7 protein-coding genes are annotated in these 22873 nt (G+C 74.0%); 5 read left to right on the top strand and 2 right to left on the bottom strand.

The window, feature by feature from the left end; genetic code table 11:
* Positions 1 to 167: 167 nt before the first annotated feature.
* Positions 168 to 1175, bottom strand: a complete 1008-nt coding sequence (sbnB, locus tag ACIRPP_RS13215; protein ID WP_403641285.1) for a 2,3-diaminopropionate biosynthesis protein SbnB — start codon at positions 1173 to 1175, stop codon at positions 168 to 170.
* 69 nt (positions 1176 to 1244) lie between these two features.
* On the bottom strand, positions 1245 to 3485 hold the full coding sequence (locus ACIRPP_RS13210) for an MMPL family transporter (protein WP_403641282.1): 2241 nt from the start codon (positions 3483 to 3485) through the stop codon (positions 1245 to 1247).
* Positions 3486 to 3856: 371 nt separating this feature from the next.
* On the opposite strand from ACIRPP_RS13210, the gene ACIRPP_RS13205 reads away from it, so the two are divergent.
* Genes ACIRPP_RS13205 through ACIRPP_RS13185 form a run of 5 tightly spaced genes read left to right on the top strand, consistent with a single transcriptional unit; the run spans position 3857 to position 22826 of the window.
* On the top strand, positions 3857 to 4843 hold the full coding sequence (locus ACIRPP_RS13205; RefSeq protein ID WP_403641280.1) for an ATP-binding cassette domain-containing protein: 987 nt from the start codon (positions 3857 to 3859) through the stop codon (positions 4841 to 4843).
* Entirely contained in the window at positions 4840 to 5643 is an 804-nt protein-coding gene (locus tag ACIRPP_RS13200; protein ID WP_403641277.1) for an ABC transporter permease, read from the top strand. Before ACIRPP_RS13205 ends, ACIRPP_RS13200 begins: the two co-directional genes overlap by 4 nt.
* A gap of 22 nt (positions 5644 to 5665) precedes the next feature.
* Entirely contained in the window at positions 5666 to 6646 is a 981-nt protein-coding gene (gene sbnA / locus ACIRPP_RS13195; RefSeq protein ID WP_403641274.1) for a 2,3-diaminopropionate biosynthesis protein SbnA, read from the top strand.
* The gene (locus ACIRPP_RS13190; protein ID WP_403641272.1) at positions 6643 to 14379 is read left to right on the top strand and encodes an amino acid adenylation domain-containing protein; all 7737 of its coding nucleotides are present in this window, start codon (positions 6643 to 6645) and stop codon (positions 14377 to 14379) included. The genes sbnA and ACIRPP_RS13190 overlap by 4 nt, the downstream gene beginning before the upstream one ends.
* Positions 14376 to 22826 (top strand): amino acid adenylation domain-containing protein, encoded by an 8451-nt coding sequence (locus ACIRPP_RS13185; protein WP_403641269.1) that lies wholly within the window; start codon positions 14376 to 14378, stop codon positions 22824 to 22826. Before ACIRPP_RS13190 ends, ACIRPP_RS13185 begins: the two co-directional genes overlap by 4 nt.
* The last annotated feature ends 47 nt before the right edge of the window (positions 22827 to 22873 follow it).

Genomic DNA, 22873 nt, shown 5'->3' with positions numbered 1-22873 from the left:
ACCGCTCGCGACCGGCAAGGGCCCCTGACCGCCCTCGGCCTCACCGGATGACATCCGGACAGACCACGATCATGCAAGGGACCCTGGTGTTTGAGCCGAGGCGCGCTGCGGGGCCCGGGCAGGTGACTGTCTGCCCGGGCCCCGTCGTGCGGAGGGGTGGTGGTCGGCTACCAGCGGGTGGTTTCGCCGAAGAAGTCGTCGATCTCCACGGCCTCGCCCGCCGCCCGGGCCGCGCGCAGGACGTGCAGGCCGACGGCGAGGTCGAGGACGCCGAGGCCGAAGGGCGAGAAGATGACCGGCCTGTCGTCGCCGACGGCCACCTCGCCGCGGATGAACTGGGCGAGGGTGCCGGTGACGAAGTGGCGGTCGCCGTACTTCTGTTCGGCGAGGTGGGGGGAGGTGTTGGCCTTCAGGCAGTGCTCGACGTCGTCGAGGATGTTGTAGGCGCCCTCGATGAGCTCCGGGCCGATGTCGCGCAGCGAGATGTTGAGGACGACCTGGCCGGGTGCGAAGGCGTCCGGCTCGGTGATGTACGGCTCGGCGGCGGTGGTGGCGAGGACGACCACGTCGGCGCCGGTGAGGGCGGTGGAGAGGTCGGGCTCGGTGCCGGCGGAGTAGCCGAGGGCGTCCCTCGTGTGGGCGGCGAGCGCCGCGCCGTACTCCGCGTTCCGGTCGTGGACCGTGACGGAACCGACCTGCCAGTCGCGGGCGGCGAAGAACTCCAGGATGTTGCGGGCGATGATGCCCGCGCCGACGACGGTCAGCCGTCCGGCGACGCGCCCGCCGGTGAGCCGTTCCGCGGCGAGGACCGCGGAGGCGGCCGTGCGGGCGGCGCTGATCTGCGAGGCCTCCAGACAGGCGAAGGGGTAGCCGGTCTCGTGGTCGTTGAGCAGCAGGGCCGCCGAGGCGCGCGGGATGCCGCGGTCGATGTTGGCGGGGAAGCTGCTGATCCACTTGATGCCGGACACGTCGGCGCCGGCGCCCAGGTGGGCGGGGAGCGCGATGATGCGGGCGTCGGGCTTGTCGGGGAAGCGGAGGAAGTAGCTGTCGGGGTTCACCGAGTCGCCCGCGTGGTGGGCGAGGTAGGTGTCGCGGACGACGTCGACGATGTCCTGGCGGGAGGCCGAGATGATCTCCCGCGCGGCCTTGCCGCCGACGACGCTGAACTCGTACATGACAGAAGGGTCCTTGGGTTCGTGAGCGGATGAGGGGGAGCGGACGGCGGCCGTGCGGGCGGGCGCCGCTCAGCGGCTCGCCAGCGGCTGCTCGGGCGACTCGGCCGGCTGCTGCGCGGGGGGCGCGGCCGGCTGGGGCTGCTCCTCGCCGTGGCTGAGCTCGGGCAGCCAGCGCAGCCAGGACGGCAGCCACCAGTTGGACCTGCCGAGCAGGGCCATGACAGAGGGCAGCAGGACGGCGCGCACCAGGGTGGCGTCGAGGAAGACGGCGACGGCGAGGCCGACGCCGAGCTGCTTGAAGTCCTGCATGGACAGGGTGCCGAAGACCGCGAAGACGGCGACCATGATGAGTCCGGCACTGGTGACGACCCCGGCGGTGGCGCGCACGCCGTGGGCGACCGCGGCGCGGTTGTCGACGCCCTGGTCGTAGGCCTCGCGGATCCGGGAGACCACGAAGACGTGGTAGTCCATCGACAGTCCGAACAGGACGACGAAGACGAACAGCGGCATCCAGGACTCGACGGCGCCGACGGCGGTCGTGCCGACCAGTTCGTCGCCCCAGCCCTTCTGGAACACGGCGGTCATCACGCCGTAGGCGGCGACCACGGACAGCAGGTTGAGGACGATCGAGGTGAGCGCGATGACCGGGGAACGGAAGCAGAGCAGCATCAGCAGGAAGCTGACGCCCATCACGAAGGCGAAGACGGGCACGATCGACGACTTGAGCTGGTCGTTGTAGTCGGTCGAGAAGGCCAGGTCGCCGCCGACCAGCGCCTGGTTGTCCGCGTCCTTGCCCAGGGTGGCGGGGATGATGTCGCCGCGCAGCTCCTGAAGGGCGCGCTCGGAGGTGGCGTTGCGGCCGTCGCCGGCGAGCGGCGCGCTGATGACCGCGATGTCCTCGTCCGCGTGGACGGTGACCTCGACGGGGTTCTTGACGTGGCCGGAGGCGAGGGCGCGCTCCTTGAAGCCGTCGAGGGCGCCGGTGGCCTCGGCGGAGGTGATGTCGGCGGTCTTGAAGACGATCTGGGCCGGTGCCGGGGCGCCCGGGAAGACGGCTTCGATCCGCTGCGCGGTTTGGGCGGTGACGTTGTCGGCGGGGAGCAGCTGGTCGAAGCCGAGCTTCTCCGTCTTCATGGACAGCGCCGGTGCGGCGAGGGCGAGGAGGAAGGCGATGCCGAGGACGGCGAAGAGGGCGGGCGTCCGCAGCACCGCGCCGAGCAGCCGGCCCGGCTTCTGGTCCGCGGTGCGGACGGCCTTCTTGCGGCGCAGGCCGGGGATCCGGCCGGCGTCGATCCGGTCGCCGAGCATCGCCATCACGGCGGGCAGCACCGTCATGGAGCCGAGCACCGCGATGAGGACGACCTCGATGGTGGCGATGGCGAAGCCCTCGAACACGGTCAGGCCGGAGAGGAACATGCCGGACATGGCGACGGCGACCGTGAGGCCGGAGATCAGCACCGAGCGGCCGGAGGTCGCGGCGGCGATGCGCAGCGCGCTCTCCTTGTCCCGGCCGGCGGCGCGCTCCTCCCGCTCGCGGCGGATGTAGAAGAGGCAGTAGTCGACGCCGACGGCGAGACCCATCAGCAGCAGCACCGAGTTGGTCATGGCGTCGACCGGGACGAGCTGGCTGGACAGCGCGAGCAGACCCATGGCGGCGACGCACGCGGTGATGGCGAGGATCAGCGGCAGGAGGGCGGCGACGAGCGCGCCGAACACGACGAGGAGGATGCCGAGGGCGACGGGCACGGCGGTGAACTCGGCGCGGGTGAAGTCCTCGCCGAGGGAGTCGTTGATGCCCTTGAGGCCGCTGGCGGCGCCGTACTGGCCGAGGGTCACGCCGGGGTGGGCGTCCTCGGTCTCGGCGAGCGCGTCGATGACGGGCTGGATGCGGTCGGCGGCGGTGTCCGGGTCGCCCTTCACGGCGAACTGGATCAGCGCGTCGTGCCGGTCCTCGGAGACGGCGCCCGTCTTGTAGGGGTCGCCGATGTTCTGGGCGAGGCCGGTGCCGTCCACGGCGGCGATGGCGTCGGCGACGGCCTTCTTGAACTCCGGGTCTGCCGCGGTGTGTTCGCCGCTGTGCACGAGGACCATCTCGGGCGCCGGGCTGGTGATGCCGGCGTCGACGAGGACCCGGGCGGCACGGCCGGACTCGCCCGTGCCGTAGTCGGCCTCGGTCAGGCTCTTCTGCCCCGCCATGCCGCCGAGGACCGTGAGCGCGATGACGGCGAAGAGCCATCCGAAAAGTGCGGTCTTGGGGTGCCGGGCGCTCCAGGCGCCCAGTGACGCCGCCAGATTTCGTTGCCTTGCCATTACCTCTCCCAGTGGGACGTCAGCGGGGCGCTGGATGAGCGACGTCACTCACTGTAAATATCCGGGAGGCTGCAACTTCCCGTGCGCGCATGTCAGTTGACTGCCGCTGCAGCATCCTGCCAACCCGGTTCCGGGGGCAATGTCTGCAACATGCTGCAGCGGCAGCCCGTTGCCAGGAGGAGCGGCGCGATCCGGCCAAGTCGGCGGTTAGGTTCCTTCTCGTCGGGACTTTCCGGACGGTGCGGAAAAGCGATCCGCCCACCGTGGCCCATTCACCGGATTCCCGCCCCGAACGTACCCACCCCCGCCGGTTCCCATGCCATTCCACAACCAGCCAACCACTTCACCTGAAGCGTGAAAGGGGGAATTCCGTGAACACCGCGATCGAGGCGGCCGGCCTGACGAAGCAGTACGGCAGCCACCGCGCCCTGGACGGCGTGGACCTGTCGGTCGAAGCGGGCACCGTGCTCGGCCTGCTCGGGCCCAACGGAGCGGGCAAGACCACTACGGTCCGCACGCTCGCGACCCTGCTCGAACCCGATGCCGGCACGGCTCGCGTCGCGGGCTTCGACATCGTGCGGCAGCGGCGCGAGGTGCGCCGCCGGATCGGTCTCGCCGGGCAGTACGCGGCCGTCGACGAGTTGCTGACCGGGCGCGAGAACCTGGTCCTGCTCGGCCGGCTGCTGCGGCTCGGCCGCCGGGGCGCCGCCGCCCGGGCCGCCGAACTGCTGGCGCAGTTCGAGCTGGAGGCCGCCGCCGACAAGCCCGCCCGGGAGTACTCGGGCGGCATGCGGCGCCGCCTCGACCTGGCCGTCAGCCTGATCGCCTCGCCCGAGGTGCTCTTCCTCGACGAGCCCACCACCGGCCTCGACCCGGCCAGCCGGGCCACGCTGTGGCGAATGGTGCAGGACCAGGTCGACCAGGGTGTCACCGTCCTGCTGACCACGCAGTACCTGGAGGAGGCGGACTTCCTCGCGGACCGGATCCTGGTCGTCGACCGGGGCCGGGTGATCGCCGAGGGCACCTCCGACGAGCTGAAGCGGAAGGTCGGCGGCGAACGCCTGGAGGTCGCCGTCGCCGATCCCGCCGGGCTGGCGCAGGCCGTGGCCGTGCTGACGCCGCTCGCGGTGGGCCCGCCGCAGCTGGACGAGCGGCAGCGCACCGTCCACGTGCAGTTGCCGGACGGCATGGGCGCGCTGGCGTCCGCCGCGACCGCGCTCGAGTACGCGGGCGTCACCGTCGAGGAGTTCGCGCTGCGGCGCCCCTCGCTCGACGACGTGTTCTTCCATCTGACCGGCGAGCTCACCGGCACGCCGGCCCCGCACCCCGACGCAGCGAAGGCGGAGGCGTCCCCATGAGTTCGGTGCTTGCCCACGGCAGTGACGTCGCGGCCCTCACCGGCCGGCACCTGCGCCACCTGCGGCGCACCCCGGAGAAGATCATCGGCGTGGCGCTGACGCCCGTCGCGATGGTCGTGATCCTGGGCTATCTCTTCGCGACCGTCGTCGAGGTGCGGAACACCGGCGGCAGTTACCGCGAGTACATCATGGCCGGGGTCTTCGCCCAGGTCGGGCTCTCCTGCATCGGCATCACCGCGATCGGTGTGGCCGGTGACCTCGGCAAGGGCCTCATCGACCGGTTCCGCTCGCTGCCGATGGGCCGCGCCACCGTCCTGGTCAGCCACACCCTGGCCGACCTCGCCGCCGCGGCCCTGAGCATCGGGCTCGTCGCGGTCACCGGACTCGCCGTGGGCTGGCGGGTGCACGGCTCCTTCGTCGAGAACGCGGCCGGCTTCCTGCTGCTGCTCGGCTTCGCCTACGCCATGCTCTGGGTCGGCGCCCTCCTCGGCATGGTGATGCGCAACCTGGAGGCGATCAGCGGCGTCGCCGCCCTGCTCCTGGTGCTGTTCTCCTTCCTCTCCAGCTCGTTCATGCCGCTGACCGGACTTCCCGGCTGGCTGCGCACCGTCGCCGAATGGAATCCGGTCAGCGCGGTCTCCGAGGCCTGCCGGCAACTGTGGGGAAACACCGGGGCCGCCACGTCGGCAAGTTTCCCGGTGGAGAACGCGGTGCTCGTATCGGCGATCAGCATCGGGGTGCTCGTCGCCGTTCTCATACCTCTCAGCCTGCGCGTGTACCGCATTTCGGCAACGCGATAGGGCTTGTCCTACTGGGGGAATCATGCCGGTCATATCGGCTCCGCACGAATTCAACACCGAAGATCTCTACGTCGATCTGCGGGCGCTGTACGGATACCCACTGCACCTCAAGTGTGAGGGCTTCAATTTCGCCGGTTCGATCAAGCTCAAGGCCGCCGCGAGCATGATCGAGGCGGCCGAGCGCAGCGGTGCGCTCACCCCGGGCTCGACGCTGGTGGAGTCGTCGTCGGGGAACCTCGGCGTCGCGCTCAGCGTGATCGCCGCGGCCAAGGGCTACCGCTTCATCTGCGTGGTCGACACGCGGACGAACGTCGCCACGCGCAAGCTCATCGAGGCGCTCGGCAGCGAGGTGCACACCGTCACGGAGCCGGCCGAGGAGGGCGGGTTCCTGGCGGCCCGGCTCACCTACGTCCGGAGGCTGCTCGCCGAGGACCCACGGGCCGTGTGGCTGAACCAGCACGCCAACCCGGACAACTGGCGGGCGCACTACCGCACCACGGCCCCCGAGATCGAGAAGCGGTTCCCCGACCTGGACGTGCTGTTCGTCGGATCCGGCACCACCGGCACGCTGATGGGCTGCGCCCGCTACTTCAAGGAGCTGCCGCGGCCGGTGACCGTCGTCGCGGTCGACAGCGTCGGCTCCGTCACGTTCGGCGGCCCGCCCGGCCCGCGCCTGATCCCCGGGCTCGGCACCGGCGTGCGTCCCGCGCTGCTCGACACCTCGTTCATCGACGACGTGGTGCACGTGTCCGAGGCCGACACGGTGAGCGCCTGCCACGCCCTGGCCCGCGGCGGATTCCTCTTCGGCGGCTCCACCGGGACCGTGGTGAGCGGTGCGCTGCGCTGGCTCGCCGAGCACCGTCCCGGCGAGAACGGCACGGCGGTCGCGATCGCCCCGGACCTCGGTGAGCGCTATCTGGACACCGTCTACCAGCAGAGCTGGGTGCGCGAGGTGTACGGCCTCGAACCGACCGGACTCTCCACGGGAGCTGCGCAGTCATGACCTCCTCCACCCCTCCCGCCCGGCAGCTGCCGCTCTCCGCCGCCCAGCGCGAGATGTGGTACGGGCAGCAGGCCGACCCGGGCAACCCCGTGTTCACCATGGGTGACTTCCTGGAGCTGCGCGGCCCCCTGGACACCGCCCGCTTCACGGCCGCGTGGCAGCGCGTGCTGCGGGAGGCCGGCACCCTGCGCGCCCTGTTCAGCGAGCACGACGGCGAGCCGCGCCAGGAGCTGGCCGACGCCGCGGACTTCCCCGTCGAGACGCTCGACCTGTCCGGCGAGCCGCACCCGCGCGACGCCGCCGAGACGTTCATGCGGCAGGACCTGCTGGTGCCGCCGGACCTGACCGCGGGCACGCTCCGCTCGGTCCTGCTGCGGCTCGGCCCGGAGCACCTGCTGTTCTACATCCGGGTCAACCACATCCTGGTCGACGGCTTCAGCCGCGTCCTCGTCTACAACCGGCTCGCCGCGCTGTACGCGGACCCGGACGCCGAGGGCGCGTTCCCCGACCCGCGCACCCTCACCGACGACGAGGCCGCCTACGCCGAGACGCCCAAGTACCGCAAGGAGCAGGCGTTCTGGCGGGCCCGCTTCGAGGAGCAGCCGGAGCCGGTGAGCCTCTCGCCGCGCCCCGGCGGGCCCGCCCGGAGCTCGCTGCGCTGCGAGGCGGTGCTGCCCGCCGCCACGGTCGAGCGGCTGCGGGCGCTGGCCTGGGACGCCCGTGTCACCTGGCAGACGCTGCTGATCGCCGCCACCGGCGCGTACGTGCAGCGGGCCGCCGGCGTGGACCGCGCCCTGCTCACCCTCGCGGTGCCGGCCCGTGCCACGGCCGCCGCACGCGCGGTCCCGGGCATGCGCGCCAACTTCGTGCCGCACCCGGTGCGGGTGCGTCCCGGCCTGACGGTCGCCGACTTCCTGCGGGACAGCGCGGGCGAGCTGCGCGCCACGCTGCGGCACCAGAACTACCGGGGTGACCGCATCCGCCGCGACCTCGGCTTCACCGGCGACGCGGGCCGCTCGCTCGGCCCGACCGTCAACGTCCTGGAGTCGGGCTTCGACTACGCCTTCGGCGCGTGCACCGGTCTGCTGCACAACCTGTCGACCGGTCCGGTCGAGGACCTCCAGATCATCTACCTCGACGCGGCCGAGGAAGGCTACGCGGTCCGTCTGGACGCCAACCCGACGCGCTACACGCAGGAGGAGCTGGACCTGCACCGGCGCCGGCTGTTCGCCTGGCTGACCACGCTCGCCGAGGCGGGCCCCGACGCGCGCGTCGACCGACTCGACGTGCTGCTGCCGGAGGAGTCGGCGGCGGTGCGGGCGGGCTGGGCGGCGACCACGGTCGAGGAGCCCTACGCCGGTGTGGTGGAGCGGGTGCGTGCGCAGGCTGCCGCACATCCGGACCGGCTCGCCGTGCAGGACCCGGACGGTACCGCCACCTACGCCGAACTCGTCGGCCGTGCATCGGCGTTGAGCCGCCGGCTGAGGGCGGCCGGGGTGCGCCGCGGGTCACGGGTGGCGATGCTGTGCGAACCCGGCATCCCCTTCGTCACCGGCATCCTCGCGATCCTGGGCGCCGGAGCCGCCTGGGTCCCGCTCGACCTGCGCGCCCCCCGGGCCCGCACCGCCGCCCTGCTCGACGACTCCGGCCCCGACGTCCTCTACACCGGGCCCGGACTCGACGACACCGCCGCCCAGTTGCTGGCCGCGGCCACCTGCGCGCCGGCCACGGTCAGCTGGGACGCCTCCCGCGACACCGACCTCCTGCCGCCCTCCGGCACCGGCGACGACCTCGCCTACGTCATCTTCACCTCAGGCTCCACCGGGCGCCCCAAGGGCGCGATGGTCCACCGCGCCGGCATGGTCAACCACCTGCTGGCCAAGGTCGACGACCTGGGCATGACCGCCGACGACGTGACCGTGCACAACGCCCCGGTCACCTTCGACATCTCCGTCTGGCAGATGCTCTGCCCCCTCATCACCGGCGGACGACTCCTCGTCGTCGACCGCGACACCGCCGCCGACCCCCAGGAACTCTTCGGCCGCATCACCACCGACGGCGTCACCGTCCTGGAGGTCGTCCCCTCCCTCCTGCGCGCCGCCGTCGACGCATGGGAGTCGGGCACCCCCAGGCCCGCGACGGGCGGGCTGCGTTCGCTGATGGTCACCGGGGAGACGCTCCCCGCGGACCTCGCGGTCGCGTGGGGCCGGCTGGAACCCGGTATACCGCTGGTGAACGCCTACGGGCCGACGGAGTGCTCCGACGACGTCACCCACGCCGTCATCACCCCGACGACCGCGCTCGACACCCGCGCCCCCATCGGCCACCCCGTCCGCAACACCCGCCTCTACATCCTCGACCACCACCTCCAACCCGTACCCCCCGGCACACCCGGCGAGCTCTACGTCGCCGGCACCGGCGTCGGACACGGCTACCTCAACGACCCCACCAAAACCGCCACCACCTTCACCGCCGACCCCCACACCCCCCACCCCGGCGCCCGCATGTACCGCACCGGCGACCGCGTCCGCCAACGCCCCGACGGCCAACTCGAATTCCTCGAACGCACCGACCACCAGATCAAAATCCGCGGCCACCGCATCGAACTCGGCGAAATAGAAACCGCCCTCCGCCAACTCCCCGGCATCACCGACGCCGCCACCACCGTCCACCACGGACAACTCGTCGCCTACCTCATCGGCACCACCGAGGACGCGAAGACCGCTCTCGCGGCGACACTGCCGGGCTACATGGTCCCCAGCACGTTCGTCACCCTCCCCGCCCTCCCCCTCACCCCCAACGGCAAGATCGACCGCAAGGCCCTGCCCGCACCCGATCCGGACACCGACGTCTCGGGGCTGGTGCCGGCGCGCACCCCGCGCGAGCGGGCGCTGTGCGAGATCTTCGCGGAGGTCCTCGGGCTGCCCGCCGTCGGCATCGACGACAGCTTCTTCGACCTGGGCGGGCACTCGCTGCTCGCCACCAGGGTGGCGTCCCGCATCCGGGCCCGGCTCGGCATCGAGGTCACCATCCGGACGCTGTTCCACGCGCCGACGGTCGCGGAGCTCGCCACGCGCCTGGACGGCGCGGACGGGCCGCCGCGGCCGGCGCTGACGGCCGCCGATCCCCGCCCGGACGAGCTGCCGCTCTCCCCCGCCCAGCAGCGGCTGTGGTTCCTGAACCACCTGGAGACCGGCGCCGCCGCCTATCACCTGCCGTTCGCCGTGCGCCTGTCCGGCGAGCTGGACACGGCTGCGCTGGGCGCGGCGCTGGGCGACGTCGTGGCCCGCCACGAGAGCCTGCGCACCGTCTTCCCGGACGCCGGGGGCCGGCCGGTCCAGCGGATCCTGCCGCCGGAAGCGGCGCTCCCCGCGCTGCCGGTCACCGTGACGAGCCGTGAGGCACTGGCCGGGGCACTGGCCGCCGCGGCCGCCCGGGACTTCGACCTGGCGGCCGAACTCCCCCTGCGCGCCGAGCTGTTCCGGCTCTCCGGCGACGAGCACGTCCTGCTGGTCGTGCTGCACCACATCGCGTCCGACGGCTGGTCCGTCGCCCCGCTGGCCCGCGACCTCGCCGAGGCGTACGGGCGGCGGCGGGCGGGCGAGGCCCCCGAGCGGGCGCCGCTGCCGGTGCAGTACGCGGACTACACGCTGTGGCAGCGCGGCCTCCTGGACACGGTGGCCGAGGAGCAGCTCGCCTTCTGGAAGGCGGCGCTCGACGGCCTCCCGGAGGAGCTGGAGCTGCCGGCCGACCGGCCGCGGCCCACCGTGCCCACCCACCGCGGCGGCACGGTCGCCTTCCGGGTCGACGCCGGACTCCACGCGGCCGTCGCCGCGCTGGCCCGGGCCGAGGGCGCGAGCACCTTCATGGTGCTCCAGGCCGCGCTCGCCACGCTCCTGTCGAGCCTCGGCGCGGGCGAGGACATCCCGCTGGGCACGCCCGTCGCGGGACGCACCGATCCGGCCCTGGACGAGCTGGTCGGCTTCTTCGTCAACACCCTGGTGCTGCGCACCGACCTGTCCGGCGACCCGACCTTCCGCGAGCTGCTCGACCGGGTCCGCACCGGCGACCTGGCCGCCTACGCGCACCAGGACCTGCCGTTCGAGACGCTCGTCGACGCGCTCGCGCCGAGCCGGTCGCTGTCCCGGCAGCCGCTGTTCCAGACGATGCTGGTGCTGCAGAACAACGCCTCCGCCGACCTCGCCCTGCCCGGTCTGGACGTCGAGACGGTCCCGGTCCGCGGCGGCACCGTCAAGCTGGACCTGGCGTTCGAGCTGACGGAGCGGCACCGGCCCGACGGGGCGCCGGACGGCATCGACGCCGTCCTGGAGTACAGCAGCGACCTGTTCGACGAGGCGACGGCCCGCTCGATGGCGGAGCGGTTCGCGCACCTCGTCGGCGTGCTGACCCGCGACCCCGACCTGCCGCTGGGCCGGGTCGACGTCCTGCTGCCCGCCGAACGCGCCCGCGTCCTGGGAACGTGGGCCGGGCCGGTGCAGGACGTCGCCGTGGCCCCGGTGCACGAGCTGTACGCGGCCCGGGCGGCGGCGCAACCCGCCCACCCGGCACTGGAGTTCGGCACGCAGGTGCTGTCGTACGCCGAGCTGGACGCCCGCGCGAACCGGCTCGCCCACGAGCTGGCCGCCCGCGGCACCGGGCCCGGCGACCTGGTGGCGCTGCTGCTGCCGCGTTCACCGGAGATGGTCGTCGCGCTGCTCGCCGTCCTCAAGGCGGGCGCCGCCTACCTGCCGATCGACGCCGCCTACCCGCGGGACCGGATCGGCTACATGCTCGACGACGCGCGTCCGGTGCTCGCCCTGACCACGGACGCCGAGTCCGCCGGCCTGGACGGCTCGGACGTGCCCCGGCTGCTGCTCGACGACCCGGACGTGCGGGCCGCGGTGCGCTCCCGGCCGGACCGTGCGGTCACGGACGCCGACCGGACCCGGCCGCTGACCGTCCGCGACGCCGCGTACGTCATCTACACCTCCGGTTCCACCGGCCGGCCCAAGGGCGTCGTCGTGGAGCACCGCACGGTCGCCGTGATGGTGGCCGACCAGGGACCGCGGATGGGCATCGGTCCCGCGACCCGCTGGCTGCAGTTCGCCTCGTACAGCTTCGATGCGGCGACCTGGGAGCTGTCCATCGGGCTGCTGTCGGGCGCGACGATGATCCTGTCGACGGCCGAGGCGCGCGGCCCGGGCGGGCCGCTCGCCGAGCTGGTGGAACGCACCGGCACCACCATGGTCTGCCTGCCGCCGACGGTGCTGTCCGCGTGGCCGGCCGACCGGCCGATGCCGGACGGTGTGCAGCTGGTCGTGGCGGGCGAGGCCTGCCCGCCGGAGCTGGTGGAGCGGTTCTCCCGCGGGCGCGTGATGCGCAACGCGTACGGGCCGACCGAGGCGACCGTCTGCGCGAGCATCAGCGAACCGCTGTCCGGCGCGGTCAAGCCGCCCATCGGGTTCCCGCTGCACAACACGCGGCTGTACGTGCTCGACGGCCGGCTGCGGCCGGTCGCGCCGGGCGTGACCGGCGAGCTGTACATCGGCGGCGACCAGCTGGCCCGCGGCTACCTGCGGCGCCCGGAGCTGACCGCGGGCCGGTTCGTCGCCGACCCGTACGCCACCGCGCCGGGCGGCCGGATGTACCGCTCCGGTGACCTGGTCCGCTGGAATGCCGACGGCAGCCTCGACTACGTGGGCCGCGTCGACGACCAGGTGAAGCTGCGCGGCTTCCGCATCGAACCGGGCGAGATCGAGGGCGTGCTGCTGTCCCGGGACGACATCGCGGGCGCCGCGGTGATCGTCCGCGAGGACCGGCCCCGGGACAAGCGGCTCGTCGCGTACGTCGTCGCCGCGGGCGACCCGGTGGACGTGCGGGAGGTCCGGTCGCGTCTCGCCGCCGAGCTGCCCGAGCACATGGTGCCGAGCGCGGTCGTCGCCCTCGACGCGCTGCCGCTCACCGGCAACGGCAAGCTGGACCGGCGGGCCCTGCCCGCGCACGACCACACCCTGGCCGCCGCGGGGCCGGCGCCCGCCAACGAGCGGGAGGCGCTGCTGTGCCGGGCGTTCGCGGAGGTGCTCGGACTGGAGTCCGCCGGTGCCGACGCCGGGTTCTTCGACCTCGGCGGCGACAGCATCAGTTCCATCCAGCTGGTCGCCCGGGCACGGGAGGCGGGCCTCGCGATCACCGCGCAGGACGTCTTCGTCCACCGCACCCCGCAGGCGCTGGCGCTCGTCGCCGGCACCGCCGGGCCGACCGGGACCGTGGGGGCCGGTGACGGCACGGGGCCGGTGCCGGCCACGCCGATCACCGCCTGGTTCGACGCGATCCCCGGCCCGACCGACGGCTTCCACCAGGCCGCCGTCGTGCAGACCCCGGCGGGGGCCTCGTACGAGCGGATCGAGGCGGCGCTGCAGGCGCTGCTCGACCACCACGACGCGCTGCGCCGGCGCGGCGACGAGATCCTCGGCGTGGGCACGGTCCGGGCCGGGGACGTGCTGCGCCGCACCGCGGCCGGGCCCGGCGACGACCTCGCCGCCCTGGTGCGCGAGGAGGCGGCCACCGCCCGCGCCGAACTGGCGCCCGCCCGGGGCGACATGGTGCGCGCGGTGTGGTTCGACGCCGGCCCCGGGCGGCCCGGCAGGCTGCTGCTCACGCTGCACCACCTGGTGGTGGACGGCGTGTCCTGGCGCATCCTGCTGCCCGACCTGGCGCAGGCGTACGAGCACCCCGGGCGGCCCCTGGCGCCGGTGGGCACGTCGTTCCGGCAGTGGGCGCTGCTGCTGCACGAGGAGGCCGCCCGCGCGGAGCGCCGGGCCGAACTGCCGCTGTGGCGGGAGATCACGGACGGCGGCGACCCGCCGCTCGGCTCCCGTCCGCTCGACCCCGGGCGGGACACCGCGGCGACCGCCCGCCGCCTGCGGCTGGAGCTGCCCGCCGCGGTCACCTCGGAGCTGCTCACGACCGTCCCGGCCGTCTTCCACGCCGAGATCAACGACGTGCTGCTGACCGCCCTCGCCCTCGCGGTCGCCGACTGGCGGCGCGGGCGCGGCGAACGGCAGGACGTGCTCGTCGACCTGGAGGGGCACGGCCGTGAGGAGATCGTGCCGGGCGTCGATCTGGCCCGCACGGTGGGCTGGTTCACCACCACCCACCCGGTCCGCCTCGACGTGGGCCTGTGCGACTGGGACGAGGTGTGGGCGGGCGGGCCGGCGCTCGGCCAGGTGCTCAAGGAGGTCAAGGAGCAGCTGCGCCGGATCCCGGACCACGGAATCGGCCACGGCCTGCTGAGCCGGCTCGACACCGCTTCGGCGGCCGTGCTCGGCGGCCGGCCGGCACCGCAGCTGGGCTTCAACTACCTGGGCCGGATGGCGCTGCCGGAGCCCGGCGACTGGCAGCTCGCACCGGAGTCGCTGGACGTCATGGCCGGCACCGACCCCGGCATGCCGCTGCCGCACGCGCTCGGCGTCGACGCGCGCACCGAGGACCGGCCGGACGGCCCGCGGCTGGTCGCCGAGTGGTCCTGGGCGGGGCTGGCGGTCGCCGGCCCGGACGCGGAGGCGATCGCACGGGGCTGGTTCCGGGCGCTGGAGGCGCTGGCCGCGCACGCCGCACGGCCCGACGCCGGGGGCTTCACGCCCTCGGACCTGGAGCTCGTCGAGGGACTCGGCCAGGACGAGATCGACGAGTTCGAGAACGAGTTCACACACGAGTGGGGGGACGACGGATGAGCACGACCGCACAGGGGAAGGGACCCGGGGCGCCGCGCGCGTCGGGCGGGCTGAGCGACGTACTGCCGCTCACGCCGCTCCAGGAGGGCCTCCTCTTCCACGCCGTGTACGACCGTCAGGAACTCGACGTGTACGCGGTCCAGCTCGTCCTCGACCTGGAGGGACCGCTCGACCGCGAAGCGCTCAGGGCCGCCGCGGCCGGCCTGCTGGCCCGGCACCCGAACCTGCGGGCGGGTTTCCGCTACCGGAAGAACGGCCGGCCGGTGCAGCTGATACCCCGCGAGGTGCCCGTGCCGTGGCGGGAGGTGACCGAGCCGGGCGACCTGGCGGCGCTGACCGACCGGGACCGCACCGAGCCGTTCGACGTGGGCCGGCCGCCGCTGATCCGCTTCACCCTGGTCTCCACCGGCCCGGAGCGGCACCGGCTCCTCGTCACCTGCCACCACATCCTGCTCGACGGCTGGTCGATGCCGCTGCTGCTGTCCGAGCTGTTCACCGCGTACGCGGCGGGCGGGGACGCCTCCGCGCTGCCCGCCGTCACCTCGTACAAGCGCTACCTGTCCTGGCTGGACCGGCAGGACGACCGGGCCGCCGCCGCGGCCTACGGCGAGCTGCTCGCCGGCCTGGAGGAGCCCACCCGGCTCGTGCCGGCGCCGCCCGGCCGCGCCCCGGTGCTGCCGGAGCAGTACATCGCCCGGCTCGACGCGGACGCCACGGCCCGCCTGACCGACTGGGCGCGGACGCGCGGCGTCACCCTGGCCGGCGTCCTCCAGGGCGTCTGGGCCGTCGTCCTGGGGGCGCTGACCGGCCGGGACGACGTGGTGTTCGGCACCACGACGTCGGGGCGGCCGCCGGAGCTGCCGGGCGTGGAGTCGATGGTCGGCCTGTTCATCAACACGCTGCCCGTGCGGCTGCGCACCGGTGCCTCGCGGACCCTCGCTGAGGTCGTGCAGGCGGCGCAGCGGCAGCACACCGAGCTGCTGCCGCACCAGCACCTGGGCCTGTCCCGCATCCAGCAGGACGCGGGCCACGGCGAACTGTTCGACACCGTCCTGATCCTGGAGAACTACCCGCTGGACCCGGACGCGCTGCGCACGGCCGTCCCCGGTCTGACGCTCACCGGCGTGCAGGGCCGCGACGCCACCCACTACCCGCTGTCGCTGCTGGTGCTGCCCGGCGAGGAGCTGACGCTGCGACTGGACCACGCACCCGACCTGGTCACCGCCGAAGAGGCGGCGGCGCTGGCCGGGCGGGTGCTGCGGCTCCTCGCCGCGCTCCCCGACGCGGCCGACCTGCCGCTGTCCCGCCTGGAGCTGCTGAGCGACGAGGAGCGGACGACGCTGCTCGGCGCGTACAACGCCACCGCCCGCTCCCACCCCCGGCACGCCCTGCGCGAGCAGCTCGCTGCACGGGCCGCCGCCGCCCCGGACGCGCCCGCCCTGCGCTGCGGCGCCGAGCGGCTGACCCGCGCCGGACTGCACGCCCGCGCCGACCGGCTCGCCCACGAACTGGTGGCGCGCGGCGCGGGCCCGGGCGCCCTGGTGGCGATCGCGCTGCCCCGGTCGACGGACCTGATCGTCGCCACGCTCGCCGTCGTCAAGGCGGGCGCCGGCTACCTGCCGCTCGACCCCGACTACCCCGCCGACCGCATCGGCTACATGCTCGACGACGCGGCACCCGCCCTCGTGGTCACCACCACCGACGTCGCCGGGACGCTGCCCGCCGTCACCGAACGCCCCCACCTGACCCTGGACACGGCGGAAGCGCTCCTCGCCCAGCGGCCGACCGGCCCGACGGACACCGCGGACCCGGACCCGCTGGACACCGCGTACACGATCTACACCTCGGGCTCCACCGGCCGGCCCAAGGGCGTGGTCGTGCCGCAGGGCGCGCTGATCAACCTCGTGCACGACATGGGCGAGCGGTTCGCCGTCACCGGCGACGACCGCTTCCTGTCGGTCACCACCTTCGGCTTCGACATCTCCAACCTGGAGATCCTCGTCCCGCTGCTCACCGGCGCCGAACTCGTCCTCGCCGAACGGGACACGGTTCGCGACCCGGCCGCCCTCGCCGAGCTGATCACCGCCAGCGACGCGACCGTCGTGCAGGCCACGCCGACACTGTGGCACGCCCTGGTCACCGAGCACCCGGACAGCCTGGCGGGGCTGCGCGTCCTGATCGGCGGCGAGGCCGTCGGCGAGCCGCTCGCCGACGCGCTGCGCGCCGCGGCCCGCGAGGTCACCAACGTCTACGGGCCCACCGAGACGACGATCTGGTCGACCGCCGCCGTCCTGGACGGCGAGCGCGGCGGGGTGCCGCCGATCGGCCGGCCCATCGCCAACACGCAGGTGTACGTCCTCGACGACGCGCTGCGGCCCGCCCCCACGGGGGCCGTCGGCGAGCTGTACATCGCCGGCGAGGGCCTGGCCCGCGGCTACCACGGGCGCCCGTCACTGACCGCTACCCGCTTCGTGCCGGACCCGTTCGGGCCGCCCGGCAGCCGCATGTACCGGACCGGCGACGTGGTGCGCTGGGGCGTCGACGGGCAGCTGGAGTACATCGGACGCGCCGACCACCAGGTGAAGATCCGCGGCTTCCGCATCGAACTCGGCGAGATCGAGTCGGAACTCACCGCCCACCCCGAGGTCCGGCAGGCGACGGTCGTGGCCCGCGAGGACCTCCCGGGCGGCACCCAACTGGTCGCCTACACCGTCGGCACGGCCGCCCCCGCCGCGCTCCGCGCGCATCTGGCCGACACCCTGCCCGCACACATGGTGCCCGCCCTGTACGTGGCCATGGACACGCTGCCGCTCACCGAGAACGGCAAGGTCGACCGCAAGCTGCTGCCCGCCCCCGCCCAGGGCCCGGCCACCGCGGCCCGCGCGCCGCGCACCCCGCAGGAGCAGCTGCTGTGCGAGGTGTTCGCGGAGGTGCTCGGGCTGCCCGCGCCCGCGGCCCCGGACGCGTCGTTCTTCGAGCTCGGCGGCCACTCGCTGCTCGCGACCCGGCTCACCGGACTGATCCGCACGGCGCTCGGCGCCGACCTGCCGGTCCGCGCGGTCTTCGACGCGCCGACCCCGGCGGCCCTCGCCGCCCGCGTCGCGGACGCCGGGGAGGCCCGGCCCGCCCCGGCGCCGGCCGTACGCCCGGACGTGCTGCCGCTGTCCCCCGCCCAGCAGCGGCTGTGGTTCCTCGACCGGCTGGAGGGCGGCAACCCGGCGTACCACATCCCGGTCGCGGTCCGGCTGAAGGGCGCCCTCGACGTGCCGGCCCTGCGGGCGGCGGTGCGCGACGTCGTCGTGCGCCACGAGGCGCTGCGCACCCGCTACCCGGACACCGACGGGCGCGCCCGGCAGGTGGTCGTGGACGCGGCGGAGATACGGATCGGCCTGCCGGTGACCGCGCTGAGCGACGACGCGGTGCGGGACGCGGCACGGCGCGGCTTCGACCTGGCGGCCGAGCTGCCGCTACGGGCGGAGCTGTTCCGGGCCTCGCACGAGGAGCACGTGCTGCTGCTCGTCGTGCACCACATCGCGGCCGACGGCTGGTCGGTGGGCCTGCTGGGCACCGACCTCGCGACGGCCTACGAGGCGCGCCGCGCGGGCCGGGCCCCGGCCTGGGCACCGCTGCCCGTGCAGTACGCGGACTACACGCTGTGGCAGCGGGACCTGCTCACGGAGGTGTCTGACGAACAGCTCCGCCACTGGCGGGAGGCACTGAAGGACCTCCCCGAGGAGCTGGAGCTGCCGGCCGACCGGCCGCGCCCCGCCGCGGCCACGTACCGGGGCGGGCAGGTGGAGTTCCGCATCGACGGCACACTGCACGCGGCGGTCGGCGAACTGGCCCGGGCGCGGGGCGTCAGCACGTTCATGGTGCTCCAGGCAGCGGTGGCCACCCTGCTGTCCAAGCTGGGCGCGGGCGACGACATCCCGCTCGGCACACCCGTCGCGGGCCGCACGGACCCGGCACTCGACGAGCTGGTCGGCCTGTTCGTGAACACCCTGGTGCTGCGCACCGACCTGTCGGGCGACCCCACCTTCGAAGAGCTGCTCGACCGCGTCCGCGCCACCGACCTGGCCGCCTACGCGCACCAGGACCTGCCGTTCGAGGCGCTGGTCGACGCACTCGCGCCGACCCGTTCCCTGTCCCGGCACCCGCTGTTCCAGACGATGCTCACCCTGCACAACACGCCGGACCCGGCGGTGCGGCTGGCGGGCGTGGAGTCGGAGCCGCTGCTCCTCGGCACCGGGACCGCCAAGGCCGACCTGGCCTTCGAGCTGTTCGAGCGGCGTACGCCGGACGGTGCGGCCGACGGGATCGACGCGGTCCTGGAGTACAGCAGCGACCTGTTCGACGAGTCCACCGCGCGTTCCTTCGCCGACCGGCTCGCCCACCTGCTGGGCCTGCTCGTCGCGGCCCCGGACCGTCCGGTCCGCGAGGCCGAGGTGCTGCTGCCGGAGGAGTCGGCGGCGGTACGGGCGGGCTGGGCGGCGACCACGGTCGACGAGCCCTACGCCGGAGTCGTCGAGCGGGTGCGGGCGCAGGCTGCCGCGCATCCGGACCGGGTCGCCGTGCAGGACCCGGCCGGTACCGCCACCTACGCCGAACTCGTCAGCCAGGCATCTGCGTTGAGCCGCCGGCTGACGGCGGCCGGAGTGCGCCGCGGGTCACGAGTGGCGATGCTGTGCGAACCCGGCCTCCCCTTCGTCACCGGCATCCTCGCCGTCCTGGGCGCCGGAGCCGCCTGGGTCCCGCTCGACCTGCGCGCCCCCCAGGCCCGCACCGCCGCCCTGCTCGACGACTCCGGCCCCGACGTCCTCTACGTCGGGCCCGGACTCGACGACACCGCCACCGAGCTGCTTGCCGCCGCCACCTGCGCACCGGCCACGGTCACGTGGGACGCGTCCCGCGACACCGACCTCCTGCCGCCCTCCGGCACCGGCGACGACCTCGCCTACGTGATCTTCACGTCCGGGTCCACGGGGCGTCCCAAGGGGGCGATGGTCCACCGCGCCGGCATGGTCAACCACCTGCTGGCCAAGGTCGACGACCTGGGCATGACCGCCGACGACGTGACCGTGCACAACGCCCCGGTCACCTTCGACATCTCCGTCTGGCAGATGCTCTGCCCCCTCATCACCGGCGGACGACTCCTCGTCGTCGACCGCGACACCGCCGCCGACCCGCAGGAGTTGTTCGGCCGCATCACCACCGACGGCGTCACCGTCCTCGAAGTGGTGCCCTCCCTTCTGCGCGCCGCCGTCGACGCATGGGGCAACGGCCTGGAGCGTCCCGAACTCGCCCCGCTCACCCACCTGATGGTGACGGGTGAGACGCTGCCCGCCGACCTGGCGCGGGAGTGGCTGGACCTGGCGCCGCACATCCCGCTCGTCAACGCGTACGGGCCGACGGAGTGCTCCGACGACGTCACCCACGCCGTCATCACCCCCGCCACCGCGCTCGACACCCGCGCCCCCATCGGCCACCCCGTCCGCAACACCCGCCTCTACATCCTCGACCACCACCTCCAACCCGTACCCCCCGGCACACCCGGCGAGCTCTACGTCGCCGGCACCGGCGTCGGACACGGCTACCTCAACGACCCCACCAAAACCGCCACCACCTTCACCGCCGACCCCCACACCCCCCACCCCGGCGCCCGCATGTACCGCACCGGCGACCGCGTCCGCCAACGCCCCGACGGCCAACTCGAATTCCTCGAACGCACCGACCACCAGATCAAAATCCGCGGCCACCGCATCGAACTCGGCGAAATAGAAACCGCCCTCCGCCAACTCCCCGGCATCACCGACGCCGCCACCACCGTCCACCACGGACAACTCGTCGCCTACCTCATCGGCACCACCGACGACCCCAAAACCGCCCTCGCGGCGACACTGCCGGGCTACATGGTCCCCAGCACCTTCGTCACCCTCCCCGCCCTCCCCCTCACCCCCAACGGCAAGATCGACCGCAAGGCCCTGCCCGCACCCGACCCCACGGCCCGCCCGACGGGTCCGGCGCGGGAGCCCCGCACGGACACCGAGCGTGCCCTCGGAGCGGTCTTCGCAGGCGTGCTCGGGCTGCCGTCCGTCTCGATCGACGACAGCTTCTTCGACCTCGGCGGCGACAGCATCCGCTCCATCGAGGTGGTCGCCGGCGCCCGGCGGGCCGGACTGCGGGTCACCGCGGCCGACGTGTTCACCCACAAGACGGTGGCCGCGCTGGCCGCCGCCGTCGGTGAGGCCGAGCCCGCCGAGATCGCCGGCACCGACGACGGCGTGGGCGAGCTGGCACCCCTCCCGGTGATGCTGCGGCTCCTGGAGGAGGGCGGGCCGGTCGACGGGTTCAACCAGTCCGTGGTCCTCACCACCCCCGCCGCTCTGGACCTGCCGCGGCTCACCGGGGCGCTCCAGCGGGTCGTCGACCACCACGACGCCCTGCGGCTGCGCCTGACGGGCCGGGGTCCCGACGACTGGCGGCTGGTGGTGGGCGCGCCGGGCACGGTGCGGGTGGCGCCGCTGGTGACCCGTATCGACGCGGGCCACCGGGCGTTCGCGGACGAGGCGCTGCTGCGGCGGGCGGTGGCCGCCCAGGCGGAGGCCGCGCGCGACCGGCTCGCCCCGCGCGAGGGGATCACGCTGCAGGCCGTGTGGATCGACCGCGGGCCGGACCGCCCCGGCCGGCTGATCCTGATGCTGCACCACCTCGTCGTGGACGGCGTCTCCTGGCGCGTGCTGCTGCCCGACCTGCTCACCGCCTACGAGCGGCCCGACGCGGCCCTGGACCCGGTCGGCACCTCCCTGCGCCACTGGTCCGGGCTGCTCCGGGAACAGGCGGAGTCACGCACCGGGGAACTGCCGTACTGGACGACACTGCTGTCGCACCGCGAACGGCCGGTCGGCGCGCGGGCGCTGGACCCGGACCGCGACACCTACGCCACCGCCCGGACCCTGCGCCTGACCCTGCCGGCCGAGCACACCGGCCCGCTCCTGGAGCACGGCCCCGTGGCCTTCCAGGCGGAGATCAACGACGTACTGCTCGCCGCGCTCGGCCTGGCGGTCGCCGACTGGCGCGGCCGGAGCCTCCTCGTGGAGGTCGAGACGCACGGGCGTGAGCAGCTGCACGCGGGCGTCGACCTCTCCCGTACCGTCGGCTGGTTCACCGGCACCCATCCGGTGCTGCTGCGGGCCGCCGCGCTCGGCGCCGAGCAGGCGGTCAAGGAGATGCGGGAGCAGCTCGCCGCGCTCCCCGACCACGGACTCGGCCACGGCATCCTGCGCCACCTCGCCGACGGGTCCGCCCGGCTGCCCGCGGTGAACCCGCAGCTCGGCTTCAACTACCTGGGCCGGTTCGCCGCCGTGGAGTCCTACGACGGCGGCTGGGCGGCGGCGCCCGAGGCGCGGGAGGCGTTCGCGGCGACGACCGGCGGCATGCCGCTGGGCCACACCGTCGAGGTGGACGCCCTGGTCGAGGACGGCCCCGACGGGCCGGTCCTGGTCGCCACCTGGACCTGGGCCGGCCTGCTGCTGGAGTCCGACGACGCCGAGGCGCTGGCCGAGGGCTGGTTCCGGGCGCTGCGCACCCTGGCCGAGCGGGCGGGCGAACTCGCCGCGGCCCGGGCCCCGGGGGCCGGCGCGCGGCGGCCCGCGCTGCTCCTGGAGGCGTTCGAGGAGGTGCTGCCGATCCGGCCCGACGGCAGCCGCGAGCCGCTGTTCTTCCTGCACGGCGGGGTGGGGCTCAGCTGGCCGTACCTCGGGCTGGCCGAGCACCTGTCCGAGGAATTCCCGGTCTACGGTTTCCAGGCGTCCGGAATCGTCACGGAAGCGCCGCTCGCGGCGTCGATCGCGGACATGGCCGAGGAGTACGTCCGCCGGATCCTGGACATCCAGCCCGAGGGCCCGTACCACCTCGTCGGCTGGTCCTTCGGCGGGCTCCTCGCCCACGCGGCGGCCACCCGCCTGGAAGGGCTCGGGCACCGCGTGGCGCTGCTGGCGAACCTCGACAGCTACCCCGTTCCGGAGCCGGACGGCATCCCGGACGACCGGGCCCTCCTCGCCAAGATCCTGGAGTACTGCGGGTACGACGCGGCGGCGTTCGCCGGCGGGGAGCCCACGCTCTCCGAGGTGCTGGAGCTGTTCCGGCGGGACGCCAACCCGCTGGCCGGCCTGGACGAGGCGCAGTTGGCCCGGCTGCTGCGGATCGTGCGCCATCACGCGGTCCTCAGCGCCGAGTTCGTGCCGGACCGCTTCGGCGGGGACGTGCTCTTCCTGTCGGCCGAGGAGGGCGTCGACGAGGACTCCCCGACGGTGGCGGTGTGGGAGCCGTACATCGGCGGACGCGTCACGCACCACGGCATCGCCTCGGACCACGACGGAATGATGCGGCCCGAACCGCAGCGGGAGATCGGCCGGATCCTCGCCGCACACCTCGAACGGCTGCGGTGAACGGGAACTCCGCGAGGAATTCCCGGAACCACACAATCCCGTCATGA

It is taken from the genome of Streptomyces sp. NPDC101219, from assembly GCF_044767675.1.
GTDB lineage: Bacteria > Actinomycetota > Actinomycetes > Streptomycetales > Streptomycetaceae > Streptomyces.
This window is presented reverse-complemented; position numbering and strand designations above follow the sequence as displayed.

Bases quoted from the DNA above. Each gene is read 5' to 3' on its own strand.
- sbnA (WP_403641274.1), top strand. From the start codon at position 5,666: ATGCCGGTCATATCGGCTCCGCACGAATTCAACACCGAAGATCTCTAC.
- ACIRPP_RS13190 (WP_403641272.1), top strand. From the start codon at position 6,643: ATGACCTCCTCCACCCCTCCCGCCCGGCAGCTGCCGCTCTCCGCCGCC.
- sbnB (WP_403641285.1), bottom strand. From the start codon at position 1,175: ATGTACGAGTTCAGCGTCGTCGGCGGCAAGGCCGCGCGGGAGATCATC.
- ACIRPP_RS13210 (WP_403641282.1), bottom strand. From the start codon at position 3,485: ATGGCAAGGCAACGAAATCTGGCGGCGTCACTGGGCGCCTGGAGCGCC.
- ACIRPP_RS13185 (WP_403641269.1), top strand. From the start codon at position 14,376: ATGAGCACGACCGCACAGGGGAAGGGACCCGGGGCGCCGCGCGCGTCG.
- ACIRPP_RS13200 (WP_403641277.1), top strand. From the start codon at position 4,840: ATGAGTTCGGTGCTTGCCCACGGCAGTGACGTCGCGGCCCTCACCGGC.